The following is a 16308-nucleotide window of genomic DNA, read 5'->3' on the forward strand; positions in this document are numbered from 1 at the left end:
CATTTGATTAAGCTCTTTTCCATCTGACTCCTTGAGGAGTATCCTCAAGTAATATCCCCTGCTCTTTTAAATCATCTCTTATCTTGTCTGATAATGCCCAGTTTTTATCTTTTCTTGCTTGCTGTCTTTCCTCTATAAGCGCTTCTATTTTTTCCTCTAAATTGCCTTTTTTAGATTTTTGTAATATGCCTAATGGTTTTCCTAATTCTTTTATCAAATTTAAGCAATGCTTTATTAGTTTTTTTGAAGAATCAATTTTAACATTAGTATTAATGTCTCTTATAAGATCAAAAATAACGGATACAGCATCTGCTGTATTAAAGTCGTCATCCATCTTTTCTATATACTTTTCTTTATATCCATCCAAAATTTTTATGTATTCAACTTCTTGATCCATCAATTCTTCTTGTTTTGTTTCTTCTAATAAGCTTTCCAAATTAGAAATTGAGTTATATAGTCTATCCATAGCAGCTTTCATGGATTCTAATGATTCCATACTAAAATTTATTTGAGTTCTATAATGTCCTGAAAGCATAAATAATCTAATAACATCTGAATCATATTTTTCTAGTATTTCTCTTGCAGTAAAAAAGTTATTAAGCGATTTAGACATTTTCTCATTGTTTACATTTACAAAAGCTGAATGCATCCAGTACTTTGCAAAAGTTTTACCTGTTCTAGCTTCACTTTGTGCTACTTCATTTTCATGGTGTGGAAATGCTAAATCTGATCCACCTGCATGTATGTCTATAGTTTCACCTAATAAATTATATGCCATACATGAGCACTCTATATGCCAACCAGGTCTTCCCATACCCCATGGGCTTTTCCATGCTGGTTCTCCAGGCTTTTGACTCTTCCAAACTGCAAAATCCATAGGATCTTTTTTTCTTTCATCTACACTAATTCTAGCTCCAGCTTGAAGATCTTCTAAATTCTGTCCTGAAAGCTTTCCATAATCCTTAAACTTTTTTGTATGAAAATAAACATCACCATCTACTTCATAAGCATATCCTCTATCTATTAATTCTTTTACAAAATCAACAATTTCATTTATGTATTCAGTTGCTCTAGGATTTACTGTAGCTCTTTCTATATTTAAGGAATCTGCATCCTTATAATATTCTTCTATAAATTTATCTCCTAGTTCTTTTACTGTTATATTATCTTCTTTAGCTCTTTTAATCATTTTATCATCTATATCAGTAAAGTTTTGTATAAATTTAACTTTATATCCCCTATACTCCAAATATCTTCTTATTGTATCGAAAACAACAAAAGTTCTAGCATTACCTATATGAAAAAAATTATATACTGTTGGCCCACATACATACATTTTGACTTCTTTTTCCGATAAAGGAATAAACTCTTCCTTTTTTCTTGCAATTGTATTAAAAACCTTCATAGTTAAATTTTACCTCCTGCTTTTAAGTATATAATTAGATTTACTTACATACTTAAACTAAAATTCTCTTAAATATTTTAACACATTATTATAACTTATTTAAGTCTTATTAACATTTTTTATACACAAGTATAGTTTACAAAACAATGAAAGCGACAGCGCCGCTTTCATTATAAAACATGTTTAATTAATTTCTATGTAATTCGCTTAAAACTTTTTCTTCTATATCATCTATATCTATATCTTCTACATTATCATTATTTCTTAATTTAAATTCAACTTTACCATCAGATATTCTTTTACCTACAGTTATTCTTATAGGCGCTCCTATTAAATCTGCATCTTTAAACTTGACTCCTGCTCTCTCATCTCTATCATCCAATAAAACATCTATTCCCAGTGATTTTAATTTATTATATATATTTTCAGCTGTCTTCATTTGTTCTTCATTTTTAAATACTGCAGCTATTACAATAACTTCATAAGGTGCTACACTTTTTGGCCATACTATTCCATTTTTATCATGATTCTGTTCAACTATTAACGCTAAAAGTCTATCTATGTTAATTGATGCGTTAATAATACTCATAGGTTTACTTTTTCCCAATTTATCTAAAAATACAGCATTCATATTCTCTGAATAAGTTGTTTTCAAATTCATAATTTGGCCTAAACCCATTGCATTTTCAATATTTATGGAATTTCCACAAACAGGGCACTTATCCTTTTCTGTAATCTTCTTAAAATCACCAACAGTACCTGTAAAATCTCTTTCATAATTTACACATTCATAATGATATCCGGTGTCATTAGCTCCTACCATAAAATTACGCATTCTAGTTATTTCTTCATCTACTAACAATGTATCACATTTCAAATTTATTGGACCTGCAAAACCTATTTCAGCTGATGTAGCATATCTTACTGTCTCTTCGTCTGCTAGTTCAAAACTTACAACATGACCTATCCTATTTTTAACTTTTGTCTCATTTACTTCCCTATCGCCTCTAACCATTACAGCTACAATCTTATTATTTATTTTATATATAATGGTCTTTACAAAATATTCTGGTGTTGTATTGAACAAAGAAGCCAGTTCATCTATAGTTCTAGTATCTGGTGTAGAAATCTTATTCATAGGCTTCATGTCATCCTCTTCTTCTGTTTGTAAAGTACATGTAGCTATTTCCAAGTCCTCTTTATATCCACAAGACTCGCAGCATACCACATGTTCTTCCCCTAAAGGATGTTTTATGAAAAACCTTAAAGAATTAGTTTTTATAGAATCTATCCTACATTTATGATAAATACTATTAAAAACTTCACATAAACTATTAATGTATTGGCTTGATTCTGTTAAATCATCATGAAAAACATAACATTGAAGTTCATTAAATTCCTTAGATTTTATAATTCCAAACTTAGGTTTTGGCTCATCCTTAATTTGTTTTTGTATGGAATATATACTTACAGGTAATTGTTTATATGATTTTATTTCATTTTTTACAATTTCTATGTAAGGTTCTTTAAAATCTGCTCCAACATAAAACTTTTTTTCACTTTTATCAACTGTTTCAAAAGTATCCGTCAAACTACTTTCTTTATTATTGCACTGGTTTAATAGTTCAAATGGAACAAACTGTGAAACCTCTATTTCTTGAGAATCTATTTTCTCCATCTCATTTTTTATTAAATTATTTACATTCCCTATAACTTTTTTTCCTGTAGGCATAAAGTTGTATATTCCTGATGCCACTTTTCTTATAATGCCAGCTCTTACCATAAGTTTATAGCTTTCTAATTCAGTTTCCCCTGGAGCCTCTCTTAGAGTCCCTAATATCATTTTTGATAACTTCATAAAATTATCCCTCCCCATATTTTTCTTTATATAAGTATAAATCCCTTACTTTTTAATTAGTAAGAGATTTATATTCGTTCATTTTAATTTTTTTCCAACATTCTTTCAGCAACAACTAAGTCTTCTTGAGTTGTTATTTTTATATTATTATAGCTTCCTTCATATAAATAAACTTTATTTCCATAACGTTCAACTACGGCAGTATCATCTGTAACTGAAACCTTATCTTGTATCAATTTTTCATGACACTTGATGATTAAATCATATTTAAAACATTGAGGTGTTTGAACACAAAATAATTTGCTTCTATCTAAGGTATCTAAAGAAAATCCATCACTACCTTTAACTTTTATTGTATCCTTTGAATTTATTCCGCAAGTACATGCACCATAAGTTTCAGCATATTTTATTCCGTTTTCAATAATACTAGAATTTACAAAAGGTCTAGCTCCATCATGGATAAGTACTATATTACAATCAGTAATTGACCTTAACCCATTTAGTACGGAATCTTGCCTTTCCTTTCCTCCGGATACAATCCTAAGCACTTTTCTTATGCCATACTTCCCCACTACTTGTTCTTTACAGTAGTCTATCTCACTGCTTGAACATACCAAAATAATTTCATCTATAAATGGACTATCAGAAAATGTCTTTAAAGAATAATAAAGAATTGGCTTATCTTTTATGTTTAAAAATTGTTTATTAATTCCTGCACCCATTCTTTTTCCTTTTCCTGCAGCTAGAATAATTGCATAATTTTTGCCCATGTTAAGCCTCTCCCTTTTGTTTTGCAAAAATCATCCTTCCAGCTGCTGTTTGTAATACAGATGTAACTAATACATCTTTAGTTTCACCTATATACTTTCTACCACCTTCTACAACTATCATAGTTCCATCATCTAGGTACGCTACCCCTTGACCTGATTCTTTTCCATCCTTAACTATTTGTATCCTCATTTCTTCACCTGGAAGAACTACTGGCTTCACTGAATTAGCAAGTTCATTTATATTCAAGACTGGAACCCCCTGAAATTCCGCAACCTTATTTAAGTTATAATCATTAGTTATTACCTTTCCATTTAAAACTTGAGCAAGCTTTAACAACTTAATGTCCACTTCCGGTATTTCTGGAAAATCCTTTTCGTAAATTTGTACATCTATATTCAATTCTTTTTGGATCTTATTTAATATATCCAAACCTCTTCTTCCTCTGTTTCTTTTTAATCCATCTGAAGAATCTGCTATGTGTCTTAACTCTCCTAATACAAAGTTAGGTATTACTAAAGTACCTTCTACGAAACCCGTTTGACATATGTCAAATATTCTTCCATCTATTATTACAGAAGTATCTAAAACTTTAGCATTACCTTTAGAGTCTCCCTTGCTTTTTTTATCTTTATTAGCTGTAGATCTTCTAATACTTATACTAGAAAATAAGTTAATTAGCTCATCTCTTTTTTTAACAGCTATTCTACCACCTAAAACCGCCATTACTACTGCAACAAATACTGCTAAAACTGCACCTATTACAGGAATACTAGCTAAAAGATTTACAAATAAGGCTGCTATTAGAAGTCCAACTATAGCTCCTGCAGTTCCAAATAACATTTCAGTAGCAGGAAGTTTTTGAGCACTTTTTTCAATGTAATCCATAATTCTTATTATTATTGTATTAATCAAGGGTGATAATAAAAATAATATAATTCCAAAGAATAAAGAACATAAAATTAAAAATAAAACTGTTTTTATAGGGCTGTTGCTAGCATAACCAATTTTTACAAAGTAATTTGTATGGACTATTGCGTTGCCAATTAAATACCCCAGCATAAGTCCTATAATTGTAAAAATAACTCTTAATATTTTTTTAAGCAAAAGCCTCACCTCCCTTATTAATTATTAACAATCTTTTCATTTTTAAATCCTTAATATCTAATATATCTTAATAAAATATTTTTTTCAATAATACTAAATTTATTTAATAAATTATTTACCTAATTTTCTTATTTCACCCAATGCAGCTTCAATTTTAATACCCAATAATAATGCTATTTCACTTCCTACCATATTTTCAACTTTATCTAGTATCCTCCTTTCACCTGGTGGAATTGTTCCCTTGGATTTTAAATAATATAAATCACGTATTACTTCACACATTTGAAAGAAATCCCCTTCTTTTATTTTATCGTTGTTTTTCTTATATCTTTTACTCCACTTTTTTTCAATAGTTTGCGGCTTACTTTTAATTATATCAAAAGCCTTATCTAGATTTTCTTTACTTGTAATATTTCTTATTCTATAGTCTAATAATCTATCTTCAGGTATATATAAGTTTATATTATCTATTAAAATAAAAATATTTACATATTTTTTATTTACATCATAGCTTTTACTATCTTCAACTTTTGTCATAATTCCAGCTCCATAATTTGGAACAAATACTTTTTGTTCATTAATTACCATAGTAATCCCCCTATTAATAAAAGTATTCTTGATTTATTATATAAAAGTAGAGGAAATTTCGTACTATACTTTATTGACAAAATTATCTGAAAAAAACTATAATTAATTTATAAATCCAACTTAAATCTTTATAAGGAGTTGAACCTGATGAAAGATGTAATTTTTGACGATTTTCAAAACGCAGTAGACGAATCTTTACTTAGACATAAAAGTATTTTGGATATAATGACTAAACTTCAAGAATCTAATGCTAGAATAAACCGTGCTATTGCTAAATCTATTACTAACTGCGGTTGTATAAAGCTAACAGCAGAAAAATAACACTTGCCAGAACATGATGAAAACATAAACATTGAATCACTAAAGGATTGTTTAAAATCCCACATAAGCGGAGAACTTTGTGATAGCTGTAGAGAAGTAATTGAACATGAAATAGGGAATAATTTATTTTACTTAACATCTCTTTGTAATTCCCTTGATTTAAATCTATTTGATGTTCTTCTTAAGGAAAATGATAAAATTAATACTTTAGGAAAATATACTTTTAGATAAAAATTAGCACAAAATAATGCTAGTCATTATTTTGTGCTAAAATTGTTGTCTAACATAATCTGCTCTCTAAGTCTTCTAAGTCCATTTTTTATAGCTCTAGCTCTAGCTTCTCCTATACCTTCAACCTTATCTAACTGTTCATAAGAAGCTTCCATTGCTCCTTTTAACTCTTTGAAATTTTTGACCAAATTTTCTATTACATTTGTAGGTATTCTCGGTATTTTGTTCAACATTCTATATCCTCTTGGTGATATGAGGGTATCCACCAAAGGGACTCCTATATATCCTAATGATTTTGATATATTATCTAGATTTATCAATTCTTCTGATGTCATAGTTTGAATTTGTTTATATATTTCATTATAGTCCATATCATTCTGACAATAATCTCGTATTAATAATATTCCATCTTGTTCTACACTTTTTACTAACTCATTTAACTGCATTGAAATTAATCTTCCCTCGTTTCCAAGTTCACATATATACATTTCAATTTCAGCAACCACTCTCATAACCATTTCTGTTCTTTGAATAGCTGTCATTACATCAAATAATGTTACCAAATCCTGAAATTCTAAAATATTAAGATTACTTACAACCCTATCCAACACTGACACATACTTCTCTAAAGTCTGCAGTGCTTGATTTGCTTTTCCAAGTATTATACTACTATCTCTTAAAACATATTTTATATTACCTTTATACACTGTTATTATGTTTCTTCTTTGTGAAATAGCAATAACAATTGCTCCCATTTGCTTAGCAACTCTATCTGCAGTTCTATGTCTAGTTCCTGTTTCAAAGGTTGCAACATTAGATTCCGGTATAAGCTGCGCATTAGCATATAATATTTTTTTTAAATCATTACTAAGAATTATAGCACCATCCATTTTTGCAAGCTCATAAACATAAGATGGACTGTAATCAGAATTTATAGTGAACCCTCCATCAACTATTTTTAATATCTGTTCACTATCACCTAAAACAAGTAAGCCACCTGTTTTAGCCCTTAATATATTTTCCAATCCTTCTCTAAGCTGTGTTCCTGGTGCTAAAAGTTTAAGTATGCTCATAAGTTCTCTATCTTTTTCTAATCTCAATTTAATCACCCTACACTAAAAAACTTTATTTGTAGCCTCTTTAAGAGAAGAGACTCCTATAATATTTATACTTTTATTTTTTACTTTTTCCTTATTTCTTGCTGGTATGACAATATTTTTAAATCCCATTTTCTCTGCTTCATTTACAATTCTGTCTCCAAATGCTACAGGTCTTACTTCTCCTGTAAGTCCTATTTCTCCAAATACTATTAATTTCTCTAAGTTTATTTCCTTAGATTTAACGCTAGATATAAGTGCTAAAGCCAATCCTAAATCTGCAAAGGTTCCTTCAATATTAAGTCCTCCTACTACATTAACATAAACATCACAATTATAAAAAGGTATTTTTAATTTTTTTTCTAAAACTGCTAAAATAAGATTCAGTCTAGAAACATCTACACCAACTGCAGTTCTCCTAGGCATTACTGCCTTAGTTTCGCTAACTAGTGCTTGTATTTCTATTAATATAGGCCTAGTTCCCTCCATTATTCCTATAACTATTGAACCTTCCTTTTGAAAATCAGTTTCTTCCAAAAATACTGCTGACGGATTTGATACTTCTTCAAGACCACTTTCTCTCATTTCGAATACTCCAATCTCACTAGTAGTTCCAAAACGATTTTTCATAGTTCTAAGTATTCTAAATTCTTCAGTCCTCTCTCCTTCAAAGGATAGTACAGCATCCACCATATGTTCTAATACTCTAGGTCCTGCTAATTCACCTTGTTTGGTAACATGAGCTACTATAAAAAATGGTATGCCTTTTGTTTTCCCTATACGCATAATATCGTTAGAGCTTTCCCGAACTTGAGATACACTTCCTGGTGCAGAAGTAATAGATTGTTTAAAAAGCGTTTGTATGGAATCTACAATAACAAAAACAGGTTTAGTATTCTCTATATGTTCCTCTATTTTTTCAATACTAGTCTCAGAAACTATATATAAATCACTAGACATAGCTTCCAGCCTATCACCTCTCATTTTTATTTGCTCTTCAGATTCCTCTCCTGAAACGTAAAGAACTTTTCCATATTTTCGAGAAATACTATTTGCTGCTTGTAATAGTAATGTAGATTTACCTATACCCGGTGCACCAGATATTAAAGTTAGTGAACCTTTTACTATTCCCCCGCCTAATACTCTATTTAATTCTGTTATGCCAGTATCAAATCTTTCATATTCACTAGATTTTATATTTAGTATACTCTTAGGCAAACTATTAGAACTTATATTAACACTAGATGAGTTGCTTTGTACTTTAGTTTCCTCAACCATACTATTCCAACTATTACAATTAGGACATTTCCCAAGCCATTTTAATGATTCATATGCACATTCTTGGCATACAAAAATAGTCTTATTTTTTGCCATAAGAAACACCTCTTTCTATACAAAATATAATTATACAGTATTATTCCCGTATGTTGTCAATAATAATTAAAATTTTAAAAATAATTAAGAAAATGGTTATGTAAAAGTATAGCTTTTATACAAAATATTCCTTTCTCTATTAGAAAATAAAAGCTATGAAATTAAGGTATTATTCCTATGTTTCATAGCTTTTATGCTTAAAATAAAATCTATCTTTTATTAAGTTTTATAAACTAGATTTTTAATTATCACCTTTTAAAATTATATTATTCTGCCTTAACAAACTCTAGTTCATTATTTTTTACTTCTACTTTGATCTTATCTCCCTTTTTTATATTTCCTCTTAACATTTCTTCTGAAAGCTTATCTTCCACAATTTTAGTTATAGCCCTTCTAAGAGGTCTTGCTCCATAAGTTAAATCAAATCCTTCTTTAGCAAGATTTTTTTGAGCTTCTTCAGTAAATTCTATATATATATCTTGTTCTTTTAATCTTGCATCTACTGTCTTTAACATCAATTTTACTATATGATTTAAATCTTCTTCTTGTAATTGATGGAATACTATAATGTCATCAATTCTATTTAAAAATTCAGGTCTAAAGGAACGTTTTAATTCTTCCATAACATTTTCTTTCATTTTCTCATATTCATTTTCTTTTTCATTTTTACCACCTAATGCAAATCCCATAGACTTTTGTTTTTTAATAGTAGATGCACCTACGTTAGATGTCATAATTATTATGGTATTTTTGAAATTTATAGTTTTACCTTTTCCATCTGTAAGTCTCCCATCTTCAAGTATTTGCAACAAAATATTAAATACTTCTGGGTGAGCTTTTTCTATTTCATCAAATAACACTACTGAATAAGGATTTCTCCTAACTTTTTCTGTTAATTGGCCTCCTTCATCAAAACCTACATATCCTGGAGGAGATCCTATAAGTCTTGAGACAGTATGTTTTTCCATGTACTCTGACATATCTACTCTTATCATGTTATTTTCGTCACCAAACATAGCTTCTGCTAATGCCTTTGAAAGCTCAGTTTTTCCTACTCCTGTAGGTCCTAAAAATATAAATGAACCTATTGGTCTTTTAGGGTCTTTTAAACCTACTCTTGCTCTCCTAACAGCTCTTGATATAGACTTAACAGCTTCATTTTGCCCTACTACTCTATTATGCAGTATTTCTTCTAGCTTTAGTAATCTTTGTGATTCTTTTTCTGTCAGCTTTTCTACTGGTATATTGGTCCATTTAGAAACTACTGATGCAATTTCTTTCTCTGATACAACAAGGTTAGAAACTTCTTTCTTAGTTTTCCAATTGTTTTTCAATCCTTCTAACTCATCTTTTAATTCCTTTTCCTTATCCCTTAATCGTGCTGCCTTTTCAAAATCTTGAACTCTTATAGAATCTTCCTTTTCCTTAGTTATCTTTTCAAGTTGCTCTTCTGAATTTTTTAAATCTGGTGGAGCAACTAAGCTTTCAATTCTAATCTTTGATGCTGCTTCATCCATTAAGTCTATTGCTTTATCGGGTAAGAATCTATCAGTTATATATCTATCTGATAAATTAACTGCAGCTTCTATAGCATCATCTGTAATTTTTACCCTATGATGAGCTTCATATTTATCTCTTAATCCCTTGAGTATTAACACAGCTTCTTCTTTATTAGGCTCTCCAACAGTAATAGGTTGGAATCTTCTCTCTAAAGCTGAATCCTTCTCAATATATTTTCTATATTCATCGATAGTAGTAGCACCTATACACTGAATTTCTCCTCTTGCTAGTGCTGGTTTCAATATATTAGATGCATCAATAGCACCTTCTGCTGCTCCAGCTCCTACTATAGTGTGTATTTCGTCAATAAATAGTATTACATTACCTGACTTTCTTATTTCCTCCATGACCTTTTTTAGTCTTTCTTCAAACTCTCCTCTATATTTAGAGCCAGCTACCATAGAAGATAACTCTAAAGTTACAACTCTCTTATCTTTAAGCAATTCAGGAATATTTCCTACTACTATTTTTTGTGCTAATCCTTCTGCTACAGCTGTTTTACCTACTCCAGGATCACCTATCAAACAAGGATTATTTTTTGTTCTTCTGCAAAGTATTTCTAGTACTCTCTGAGTTTCTTTATCCCTTCCTACCACTGGATCTAACTTGCCTTCCTTAGCCATTTCAGTTAAATCCCTACCAAACTGATCTAAAGTAGGAGTTGGTTCTACATTTGATTTATTAAAATCACTATTATTACCAGTTTGTTCTCCTGATAAAGCTTCTGTTAATTCTTTTCTTAGTTTATCAAAATCTGCACCTAAATTATTCAATATTGTAAATGCTACGCCTTCTGCTTCTCTAATAAGTGCCAATAGTATATGCTCTGGACTTATATAATTGTGATTTAAGTTTCTAGCCTCAAATAAGCTTAATTCCAATAGTCTTTTAGTCCTTGGAGTAAGCGGAATCTCATTTTTATATAAATCAATATCTCCCTTACCTTCATATTCTTCTACTAAATCTCTAACATCATCTACAGTAATATTTATGTCATTTAAAAGTTGTTTAGCTATTCCTTGTTCTTTTAGAATGCCCAACAATATATGCTCTGTTCCTACATAACCATGTTGAAGAACTTGAGCTTCTTCTTGTGCATAAAAGAGAACCTTCTGTGCTCGTTCAGTAAATCTTCCAAACATCATTTATACTCACCATCCTTTTTATAATGTTTCATTTTTTAAAATTTCCCTTACAATTTTAGCCCTGTTAAAATTTGTCTCTTTATCTGACAGTTTACCATTATACATTTCATATATACTAGCTGTCTGTGTATTTACTAAAATATTATTTAAAGATATTTTATCTACATCTTTAATTATTCCCATTTCAACACCTAATCTTACATCTGATAAAAATTTTAAACATTCATTAGAATTTAAAATTATTGCTGATTTTAGTACACCTAATGCTCTATAAATTCTATCTTCTATTTCATATCTATACTTATCTATCAAGGTATTTCTGCATAAATTTTCTTCATTAACAATTTGAATTACTACAGCCTTTAAATTATTTATTATTTCCTCTTCACTTAATCCTAATGTAGTTTGATTGGATACTTGATATATATTGCTTTTACCCTTTGATCCTTCTCCATATAGCCCCCTTATAGTCATACCAAGTTGTGTTACTGCACTTAACATATTATTTAACTTATTGCTTAAAGAAAGTGTTGGAAGATGAATCATAACAGAAGCTCTCATACCTGTTCCTATATTTGTTGGACATGCAGTTAAATATCCAAGTTTTTCATCAAAAGCATAATCAAGCTTTTCTTCTAGAAGATTATCTATTTTATCAGCAAAATCATATGCTTCTTCCAAATTTAAAGATGATGTTATACATTGAATCCTTACATGATCTTCTTCATTTATCATAATACTTACAGTTTCATCTTTATCCAATATAAATGCAGATTTATTACTATTGTCTATAAGGTTTTTACTTATTAAATGCTTCTCCAAAGAAACTTCATTTGAAATAGTGCTTCTTTCCCACAAATAGTTTGTTTTATAACTTTCAGAATTAAATGAAGATGAATAAAATGCATCTTCCACTGACTTTACAATTTCTCTTCCTTCATCTTCTTTAAGCATATGAGGGAATGGTCGTTTGTTTATATTTCTTGCAAGCCTTATTCTGCTGCTTAATACTAAATCATTATTACTCTTGCAGCATTTAATCCAATTTTCCATAACTATCCCTCCTGTTCTCGTGTCTTTTCCAGTTCTTTTATCATATCCCTAATTTGTGCTGCCTTTTCATATTCTTCAGTTGATATAGCTTCCTTTAAACTTTCTTTTAATTTCAATAACTTCTTCTTTCCAATAATATTTTTACCTGCCCTTTTAGGAATTTTTCCTGTATGATCTAAGTTTCCCTGTACTCTTTTTATAACAGGTATTAGTGCAGATGTAAAATCAGTATAACAGTCGCTGCAACCAACTAACCCTCTTTTCTTAAAATCTGAAAAACTGATACCACAATTTTTACAAGAACAATCAAAATTATGCTGAGATTCATTAGGACTACTTATATAATCCATTATTCCGGTCAAAATGTTTTGAAAAGTAAATGGCGAAGATAAATCTAATTGACCCGGGAAATTAAACTCTCCCCTTTCTTTTGCACATTTTTCACATATATTAAATTCTTGCTGCATTCCATTAGTTATTTTTGTTATATGAACTGTAGCCTCATTTTTCTTGCATATATCGCACAACATAATATCACTCCTTTATTTAATACTATTTAACTGGAAAATAAATCAACTTCTCTTTTAAGTGTTTGTTTAAATTTCATTAAGTATAACCATAATAACTGATTTCAATATATCTGATCTTAACTTATTCTTTTTATCCGTTGAACTATTTAGTGTTCTGTCATTTATAACTATTTTTAAAATACTTCCTTCTCTCTCTGTAATTATTCCAGATTCCAACAATCCATGAATTATCTGAACCGCTGAATCATATGTTATGCTATTTCCCAATTTTTCATTTATAATTTCTGCAAGGGATTTGTTTTCATCAAATTGCACACGTCTTATTATTATGCATCCCCCACCACCCCTCTTACTTTCAATATAATAACCTTTATCAGTTGTAAACCTAGTTGTTAATACATAATTTATCTGTGAGGGTGCACAACTAAAATAACTTGCTAATTCATTTCTCCCAATTTGTAATTGGCTTTCCTTACTGTTATCTAACATATCCTTTATAAATACTTCTATAATATCCGATAGTCTTGCCAAAATAACGCCTCCCTGACTTTGCCTTTCTTTGACCTTAATTAAATATTAATATTTTTTTCTTTTCTATTCAATATTCATATCCCCCAAAATTTGTTTGTTTTATACTTAAAATCTTAATTACATTAAGATTTTTTTTATTTTCTAATTTATTCTTCATATATTAGCGACTATCAATACCATATACTGTACTTAGGACTATTTATAGCTTGTACTATATAATATTTTTGTTATAGTAGATACTTTACTATAACAAGCTTAATTCTCAATACTTTCTAGCATTAATATGATACTCTCCTTTATTATAATATTTATCGCGATTAACCATAAAGTGATTATTCTCTAAAATATTACACAATATATCTATATCATTAATTTGCCCTTCATTGAAATTTATTGTAAGACTATCACACTTATCTACTATAGCCATATAATCATATATACTACTATAATCCATTAATTGAATATTTCCATTTATGTTCATTTGGTATTGTGCCATAAAACCTCTCCTTAAATTGATTCTCTATTTACATTAACATAATTATTTTCTCTTATAGTCTATTAAAATATTCAATATATTATTATAAAAAACCAATAGCTTTTGCTATTGGTTTTAAATTATTTACTATTCAACTTTACTTTTAATTTTTTTAGCTTCTTCTATTATCTTATCTACCTCAGTAGATGGAACTTCTTCATATCGTTCAAATTTCATAACAAAACTTCCTCTTGCCTGAGTCATAGACCTTAAATCTGTAGCATACTTGAACATTTCACCCTGTGGAACCTCTGCTATTATTCTCTGCTTATCTTCATCAGGTTCCATTCCTAAAACCCTGCCCCTCTTTTTATTTATATCACCTATTATATCTCCCATATAGTATTCAGGAACTACTATTTCTACGTGCATAATAGGTTCTAATAGTATAGGTTGAGCTTCCATGAGACCCTTTTTATATGCTAAAGATGATGCAACTTTAAATGCCATTTCTGATGAATCTACAGGATGATATGAACCATCATGCAAAGTAGCTTTTAATCTTATTACAGGATATCCTGCAAGTACACCATGTTGTATACATTCTTTCAATCCCTTTTCTACTGCTGGAATGTATTGCCTTGGTACAACACCACCAACTACCTTATCAACAAAAAGTAAATCGTCTTCTCCATCATTTCTAGGCTCAAATTTTATCTTTACATCTCCATATTGTCCGTGACCACCTGACTGCTTTTTATGCTTACCTTGAACATCAGCAATTTTCTTTACAGTTTCTCTATAAGGTACTTTTGGTTTTTGAAGTATTACTTCTGCTCCAAATTTAGCCTTTAACTTACATGCTATTACATCAAGATGGGTTTCTCCTAATCCAGAAATTATAGTTTCAGCATTTTCTACGTCTCTTGAAAGCTTAAAAGTTGGATCTTCATCCAGTAATTTATTTAAACCAGTAGATATTTTATCCTCATCATTTTTTGATTTAGGCAAAACAGCCATTGACATTGTTGCTTCCGGAAACTTAATACCATTAAAAACTATAGGATTTTCTACTGCACTTAAAGTATCTCCCGTAGATGTAAATTGTAATTTTGAAACAGCACCTATATCTCCTGCTACTATTTCATTTGTTGGAATTTGCTGCTTACCCATTAAGAAGTACATAGTTCCTATTTTTTCATTTTTACCTTTGCTTGCATTGTAAACAGTAAAATCTGACTTAATTTTTCCTGTTATTACTCTAAATAATGATAGCTTACCAACAAAAGGATCTGCTATAGTTTTAAATACAAAAGCTGATAATGGTGCATTTTCATCTATCTTAACTTCTAAGTTAGAATTAGTATTCAAGTTTGTAGCCTCTAATGGCTCTGAATTTTCAGGTGAAGGAAAACATTCAACTACATCTTCAAGCAATGTTTCAATTCCTATGATATTCAATGCTGACCCACACATTACTGGAGCTATGTCTCCCTTAGCACAACCATTAATGAGTCCATTATAAATTTCTTCATCACTTAAAGTTCCTTCATTGAAGTATTTATCTAATAAAACTTCATCTGTTTCAGCTACAGCTTCAATTATCATATTTTTGCATTCATCAACTTTATCTACGAGTTCTTCTGGTATTTCATCTTCTTTCATATTATGAGTTTTAGGATCAAAAATTCTAGCTTTTCTAGATATAATATTTATAACTCCTCTAAAATTTTCTTCAGTTCCTATAGGGTACTGAACTGGAACTATAGACATACCGAATTTTTCTTTTAATCCAGATAATACTTTATCAAAATCAGAATTTTCCCTATCTAATTTGTTTATATAGAATGATCTTGGTAACTTATTTTTATTTACATATTCCCAAACTTTTTCTGTGCCTACTTGTATACCTGATGTACCTGATACAACTACCATAGCTACATCAACCGCTCTTAATCCTTCATATGTTTCACCAATAAAATCAAAATATCCTGGAACATCTACCAAATTTATTTTAGTGTTTTCCCATTCACATGGCGCTATAGATGTTGATATTGATATTTTTCTTTTCTTTTCTTCAGAATCATAATCACTTACAGTGTTTCCCTCTTCAATTTTTCCAAATCTATCTGTAGCTTTCGTGTAGTAAAGTATTGCTTCTGTCAAAGTAGTTTTTCCTGAACCACTGTGTCCAACAATTCCTACGTTTCTTAAATTTTTGGTTGTATAATTTTTCATAAGCAATTCCCCCTCTTACTTTTAAGC

13 protein-coding genes and 1 pseudogene are annotated in these 16308 nt (G+C 29.7%); 1 reads left to right on the forward strand and 13 read right to left on the reverse strand.

Translation table 11 applies throughout. The features are described from left to right. Nucleotides 1-7: 7 nt before the first annotated feature. From cysS to Ccar_RS19960, 5 genes are all read right to left on the reverse strand, one after another. Nucleotides 8-1405, reverse strand: coding sequence for a cysteine--tRNA ligase (cysS, locus tag Ccar_RS19940; RefSeq protein WP_007063032.1), 1398 nt, complete (start codon nt 1403-1405; stop codon nt 8-10). 187 nt (nt 1406-1592) lie between these two features. Further along, nucleotides 1593-3263, reverse strand: a complete 1671-nt coding sequence (proS, locus tag Ccar_RS19945; RefSeq protein ID WP_007063031.1) for a proline--tRNA ligase — start codon at nt 3261-3263, stop codon at nt 1593-1595. A gap of 83 nt (nt 3264-3346) precedes the next feature. Further along, entirely contained in the window at nt 3347-4033 is a 687-nt protein-coding gene (gene ispD, locus Ccar_RS19950; protein WP_007063030.1) for a 2-C-methyl-D-erythritol 4-phosphate cytidylyltransferase, read from the reverse strand. A 1-nt stretch (nt 4034) separates the two neighbouring features. Further along, on the reverse strand, nt 4035-5138 hold the full coding sequence (locus tag Ccar_RS19955) for a PIN/TRAM domain-containing protein (RefSeq protein WP_007063029.1): 1104 nt from the start codon (nt 5136-5138) through the stop codon (nt 4035-4037). A 111-nt stretch (nt 5139-5249) separates the two neighbouring features. Then, nucleotides 5250-5726 carry a CarD family transcriptional regulator gene (locus Ccar_RS19960; RefSeq protein ID WP_007063028.1) on the reverse strand — a complete coding sequence of 159 codons (477 nt, stop codon included), beginning with the start codon at nt 5724-5726 and terminating at the stop codon, nt 5250-5252. A 147-nt stretch (nt 5727-5873) separates the two neighbouring features. Here Ccar_RS19960 and Ccar_RS27475 point away from each other — a divergent pair. Beyond that, nucleotides 5874-6278 (forward strand): annotated as a pseudogene (locus Ccar_RS27475) (DUF1573 domain-containing protein). Nucleotides 6279-6304: 26 nt separating this feature from the next. On the opposite strand, the gene disA reads toward Ccar_RS27475, so the two are convergent. The 8 genes from disA to fusA form a co-directional block, all read right to left on the reverse strand. Further along, the gene (gene disA / locus Ccar_RS19970) at nt 6305-7378 is read right to left on the reverse strand and encodes a DNA integrity scanning diadenylate cyclase DisA (protein WP_007063025.1); all 1074 of its coding nucleotides are present in this window, start codon (nt 7376-7378) and stop codon (nt 6305-6307) included. Between the two features lie 15 nt (nt 7379-7393). Further along, on the reverse strand, nt 7394-8749 hold the full coding sequence (radA, locus tag Ccar_RS19975) for a DNA repair protein RadA (protein WP_048030363.1): 1356 nt from the start codon (nt 8747-8749) through the stop codon (nt 7394-7396). Between the two features lie 266 nt (nt 8750-9015). Then, nucleotides 9016-11454 carry an ATP-dependent Clp protease ATP-binding subunit gene (locus Ccar_RS19980; RefSeq protein WP_007063023.1) on the reverse strand — a complete coding sequence of 813 codons (2439 nt, stop codon included), beginning with the start codon at nt 11452-11454 and terminating at the stop codon, nt 9016-9018. 18 nt (nt 11455-11472) lie between these two features. Beyond that, the gene (locus Ccar_RS19985; RefSeq protein ID WP_007063022.1) at nt 11473-12507 is read right to left on the reverse strand and encodes a protein arginine kinase; all 1035 of its coding nucleotides are present in this window, start codon (nt 12505-12507) and stop codon (nt 11473-11475) included. A gap of 2 nt (nt 12508-12509) precedes the next feature. Continuing rightward, nucleotides 12510-13037: a UvrB/UvrC motif-containing protein gene (locus Ccar_RS19990; RefSeq protein ID WP_007063021.1), complete on the reverse strand. Its 528-nt coding sequence runs from the start codon at nt 13035-13037 to the stop codon at nt 12510-12512. 66 nt (nt 13038-13103) lie between these two features. Beyond that, complete coding sequence (locus Ccar_RS19995) at nt 13104-13568, reverse strand: CtsR family transcriptional regulator (RefSeq protein ID WP_007063020.1); 465 nt, start codon at nt 13566-13568, stop codon at nt 13104-13106. A gap of 262 nt (nt 13569-13830) precedes the next feature. Continuing rightward, on the reverse strand, nt 13831-14064 hold the full coding sequence (locus Ccar_RS20000) for a hypothetical protein (protein WP_007063019.1): 234 nt from the start codon (nt 14062-14064) through the stop codon (nt 13831-13833). Nucleotides 14065-14190: 126 nt separating this feature from the next. Then, nucleotides 14191-16281 (reverse strand): elongation factor G, encoded by a 2091-nt coding sequence (gene fusA, locus Ccar_RS20005; protein WP_007063018.1) that lies wholly within the window; start codon nt 16279-16281, stop codon nt 14191-14193. Nucleotides 16282-16308: the final 27 nt, after the last annotated feature.

The sequence above is a fragment of the Clostridium carboxidivorans P7 genome (assembly GCF_001038625.1).
GTDB classification, from domain to species: Bacteria; Bacillota; Clostridia; order Clostridiales; family Clostridiaceae; genus Clostridium_AM; species Clostridium_AM carboxidivorans.

What these genes read in the sequence shown, in the direction of transcription:
- Ccar_RS19985 (WP_007063022.1), bottom strand. Translation starts at nt 12,507, where the DNA reads ATGGAAAATTGGATTAAATGCTGCAAGAGTAATAATGATTTAGTATTA.
- fusA (WP_007063018.1), bottom strand. Translation starts at nt 16,281, where the DNA reads ATGAAAAATTATACAACCAAAAATTTAAGAAACGTAGGAATTGTTGGA.
- ispD (WP_007063030.1), bottom strand. Translation starts at nt 4,033, where the DNA reads ATGGGCAAAAATTATGCAATTATTCTAGCTGCAGGAAAAGGAAAAAGA.
- Ccar_RS19990 (WP_007063021.1), bottom strand. Translation starts at nt 13,037, where the DNA reads ATGTTGTGCGATATATGCAAGAAAAATGAGGCTACAGTTCATATAACA.
- Ccar_RS20000 (WP_007063019.1), bottom strand. Translation starts at nt 14,064, where the DNA reads ATGGCACAATACCAAATGAACATAAATGGAAATATTCAATTAATGGAT.
- radA (WP_048030363.1), bottom strand. Translation starts at nt 8,749, where the DNA reads ATGGCAAAAAATAAGACTATTTTTGTATGCCAAGAATGTGCATATGAA.
- Ccar_RS19980 (WP_007063023.1), bottom strand. Translation starts at nt 11,454, where the DNA reads ATGATGTTTGGAAGATTTACTGAACGAGCACAGAAGGTTCTCTTTTAT.
- Ccar_RS19960 (WP_007063028.1), bottom strand. Translation starts at nt 5,726, where the DNA reads ATGGTAATTAATGAACAAAAAGTATTTGTTCCAAATTATGGAGCTGGA.
- proS (WP_007063031.1), bottom strand. Translation starts at nt 3,263, where the DNA reads ATGAAGTTATCAAAAATGATATTAGGGACTCTAAGAGAGGCTCCAGGG.
- cysS (WP_007063032.1), bottom strand. Translation starts at nt 1,405, where the DNA reads ATGAAGGTTTTTAATACAATTGCAAGAAAAAAGGAAGAGTTTATTCCT.